This window comes from Runella sp. (assembly GCF_027484545.1).
Taxonomy (GTDB): Bacteria; Bacteroidota; Bacteroidia; order Cytophagales; family Spirosomataceae; genus Runella.
The window spans coordinates 1-4,131 of the sequence record NZ_JAIXST010000052.1; the positions used below are offsets into that span (position 1 = coordinate 1).

At 44.6% G+C, this 4,131-nt stretch carries 3 protein-coding genes; all 3 read right to left on the reverse strand.

The window, feature by feature from the left end:
• Window positions 1-201: 201 nt before the first annotated feature.
• Entirely contained in the window at window positions 202-2,832 is a 2,631-nt protein-coding gene (locus Q0081_RS04735; protein ID WP_298349895.1) for an ABC transporter permease, read from the reverse strand.
• Between the two features lie 4 nt (window positions 2,833-2,836).
• Entirely contained in the window at window positions 2,837-3,181 is a 345-nt protein-coding gene (locus Q0081_RS04740; RefSeq protein WP_114461705.1) for a PadR family transcriptional regulator, read from the reverse strand.
• Window positions 3,182-3,392: 211 nt separating this feature from the next.
• The gene (locus Q0081_RS04745) at window positions 3,393-3,995 is read right to left on the reverse strand and encodes a hypothetical protein (protein WP_298349899.1); all 603 of its coding nucleotides are present in this window, start codon (window positions 3,993-3,995) and stop codon (window positions 3,393-3,395) included.
• Window positions 3,996-4,131: the final 136 nt, after the last annotated feature.

A 4,131-nucleotide genomic window follows, 5' to 3' on the forward strand; every position in this document is an offset into this window, starting at 1 on the left:
CATTCCGGATGGTTTTCCTTAAATTTGTTCAATAAGTGAGCGTACATTTTGCGTTGTTTTGGTTGCACAACAACAACACTTCTTTTACCTCACTTATTCATTGTGTACCGTATTATAGTGTAGGGGTTAAACGGGACTGTGCGGTATAAAGTACCAATTTCACATTTTTTACACTTTAACCCCTACACTTTACACTCTTTTTCACTCCGTTTTTAAACTCTTCACCGGATTCATCAACGCAGCTTTAATGGCCTGAAAACTGACAGTCAGAAGTGTAATTAGCAATGCTCCGACGCCCGCCACGGCAAAGATCCACCAGGAGATTTCGGTGCGATAGGTATATTTCTGCAACCATTCCTGTAAGAAATAATAAGCGATAGGAGCCGCAATGATACACGAGATGAGAACCAAAATGACAAAGTCTTTGGAGAGCATTTGCCATAAATTGGTCACTGATGCGCCCAGTACTTTCCGAATGCCGATTTCTTTGGTGCGTTGCTCAGCAATGAAAGACGCCAAACCGAAAATTCCCAGACAACTGATGAAAATGGCGAGAATGGCAAAAAAGGTAGCCAATTGGCCGATGCGTTCTTCATTGTCAAACTTTTTGGCATATTCTCCATCTACGAACTGATATTCAAAAGGTTGGGAAGGGTTAAACTTTTTGAAAACCGTTTCTGCGTTGCTCAATGCTTTTTTCGCACTTGTCAAAGGGTTGATTTTTAAGACAATAACCCCTCCCGGATATGGGTCCAAATAGTAAATGGAAGGTTTTATCTGTTGGTAGGGAGATTGAGTGATCAGGTCTTTCACTACGCCGATTACTTTGTAGGGAGTGCCATACCATTTGATGGACTCGCCTATCGGATTCTTCAAGCCCATAAATTTCGCCGCCGCTTCGTTTAAAATCAGTCTCGTGGAGTCGGTGGAAAATGCTTTGGAGAAATCACGTCCTTCTTTGAAAGACCAACCGATGGTTTTGCCATAGTCAAACGAGATAGCTATTGTATGAAAATCGACGGATAGATTCGGGTCTTTGTCTTTCCATTCAATCGTACTGGTGCTTGAATAATTCTCCGTGGGCGGGCTTCCCGCTTCGGCCATTTCTGAGATTGTTCCTGATTCGGTCAATTCTCTCTTTACGGCGTCAAAATGGGTATGAATTTCGGAAGTGTACATGGGTAGCACAACTAAGCCGTCACTGTCATAACCCATAGGGCGATTTTGCGCGAACTTAATTTGTCGAAACACAATGATGGTACCGATAATCAGTGTAACGGAAACGGTAAACTGTATTGTCACTAACACTTTACGCGGCATGGATGCCCAACGTCCCGCCTTGAAAGTTCCTTTCAGAGTTTTTATGGGTTGAAACGAGGATAAATAAAAGGCCGGATAGCTGCCCGCTACCAATCCACAAAGCAAGCTGAAGCCTAGCCCTGTGAACCAAAACAAAGGGTTGCCCCACGGAATAGACATGGTTTTGTCGGCCACACTATTGAAAAAAGGCAGAATGAGTTGCGCCAAAAGCAAAGCGAAGATAAAGGAGAGGAACCCCATTAAAAGGGATTCAAAAAGGAACTGGTAGACAATTTGGGCACGAACCGAGCCTACCGCTTTGCGAATTCCTACTTCTTTGGCGCGTTTTTCACTGCGAGCCGTGCTCAAATTCATGAAATTGATACAGGCCAACAACAGCATAAACAGACCGCTGATGCCAAACAGCCATACGTATTGGATTTTACCGCCTGTATTTACGCCATTTTTAAAATCAGAGTATAAATGCCATTGGCTCATGGGATGCAGAAAAACCTCTGGTTTTTTCTTGGCCAATTCTTTACTGACCTTATTCAGCTTAGCGTCTTTAATTTTGTGAGAAACGGTGGCTACATCAGCGTTTGGAATGAGTTGAGCATAAATATGAAATGCATTGGGTCGCCATGGGTTTTCCATTGTCCGGACCCATTCATTGTTATTGTAATATAATCGCCACGGGGCTATAAATGCCAGATCGTGAAAATCAGAATTCTGCGGCAAATCCTCATACACTCCCGTTACTTTTACATCCGTTTGGTTGTCCATTTTTATGATTTTATCCAAGGGGTCGGCCTCTCCGAAAAAGGTCTTGGCTACGGATTCAGACAGCAGGATAGAGTTAGGGTTTTTGATGCCGTTTCTTGTGCCTTTCAGCATTTTTAGGGTCAGCATTTCGGTGATTTGAGGTTCAAAATAGGCCCCTTTTTTGCTGAATTTCTTTTCGCCATACGACAGGATACTGTTTGCATCCTGCGCCACTGTCACGTGTTTAAAGTCGCTGCCGTAACTTTTTCTCAGTTCTTCGGCCAACGGAAGCGGCGTATTCGGCCACGTTTGCACTTCGCCGTTGTTGGTCACGTGCTGCATGACTTGTACAATGCGGTCGTAGTTTTGATGGTATTTGTTGAACGATACTTCGTCCCAAATCCAAAGGCTGATGAGTATCGCTACGGCCATGCCGGCCGATAAACCGGCAATGTTGATAAATGAGTAAACCTTGTTTTTGACGAGGTTTCGGAAAGCAATTTTGAAATAATTCCGTAGCATAGTTGGGCTGTCTAAAAAGCTTGTTGGATACTCAGATTTTTTACGTTTTAAAGCAAAAGGACGAATAAAACTCAGGACATTCCACGCGTATTGTCGTCGGGCTATTTTGGGTCCAAACAGCAGCATATGCCGTTGAAACCGCTCTTCTAAATCCCCCGCTATTTCCTCTAAAAGATGAGGTGCGCAGAAGAATTTGAGCAGGCGTTCAGCCCAGCGAGGTGGATTGGCGTTTTTGGGTTTTATGGCCATTTTTTTACATTACAATACCGAATGCGGGCAATGACTGGGGCGCGATGGAATCCCAAAGGCGATTGCGTTGCTCACGCACTTCCTGCAACGTTCTGCTGCCAAGGGCTGTTACGCTGAAAAGTCGCTTGCGTCGCCCGCCGCGCTCGGCGGTGGCGTCGCCCATGTGAGAGGAAAGCATTCCCTTTTCCTCCAGACGATGCAAAGCGGCGTGTACCGCACTGATGCTCACTGCCCGCCCCGTCTGACGGTCGAGTTCGTCGGTGATGGCAACGCCGTATGCACCTTGACCAAGGACGGCAACGGTTAAAAGTACAATTTCCTCAAATTCGCCTAAGTACGTCCGTTTCATAAAAAAGAGATATAATTAACTTTTGTAGAACAAATCCTTTGCCGGTTGCTTAAAAGTGCCTTGGTGGCTGAATTAGACTGTTTTATGGGACAGAGATTGTCCGAAATCGTACACTTTCTGTTCAGTTCTGGACAGAAAGTGTACGATTTCCGGAAGCAACCAGAATAATATTTTTCTATTCGGTAAAAATGGGTGGATAAGTTAAAATGGGTTATTTCTTCTTCGCAGGCAACTCCAGTTCCTTTTCAATGCCCTCTACAATCCGTTGCCGTTCGGCGGCTGATTTGTTGGGTGCGTTCAGCGTCCGCTCATACAGCACTTCTTCACCATTCTTTATATAGCGATAATGGACAAACAGCTGCCTGGATTCAGCACTGTATTTAACTTCTTTGTCAAAAAGCTGATCGGTACCGGTCGTTGTTTGCGTATGTTTATGAGTGCTTTGAGAGGAAACTCCATAAGAATCAGAAGACTCAATGGGTGGAACAGGCGGTATTGGCGGAGTGGGTGGTGTTGGCGGGATAGGCGGCGTAGGGGGCGTAGGGGGTGTTGGAGGAGTAGGTGGTGTTGGCGGCACAGGCATATCAAGGCCCAATGAATCAAGGATGTGAGCTCGCAATTCTTTCCGTTCCGTCATACTTAAATTGGCAACGTCGTAAGTACGGTCAAAATCAATGGGTTTCCCGTCGATGGTACCATGAATACGGATAGACATTGTTTTACCATCGTCGTTGGTGTTGCTGGTAATCGAACGATGTTGGGCAATAGCCAACGAGCTAACGAGGGCTAAGCTGAGAATTGAGATAGTTTTCATGTTTGAGATGGTCTGTTAAATGCAGGATTCAAGTTACAAATGCAACTTCTTGATGGTTAGTTAATTGATTAAAAATTTGATTTGGTGTTTGAAAATCATGTCTTTTTCTTGGCCTGTTATTAAGTTCATTCTCTAC

Coding starts and splice junctions, on each gene's coding strand:
- Q0081_RS04745 (WP_298349899.1), bottom strand. CDS start 3,995: ATGAAAACTATCTCAATTCTCAGCTTAGCCCTCGTTAGCTCGTTGGCT.
- Q0081_RS04740 (WP_114461705.1), bottom strand. CDS start 3,181: ATGAAACGGACGTACTTAGGCGAATTTGAGGAAATTGTACTTTTAACC.
- Q0081_RS04735 (WP_298349895.1), bottom strand. CDS start 2,832: ATGGCCATAAAACCCAAAAACGCCAATCCACCTCGCTGGGCTGAACGC.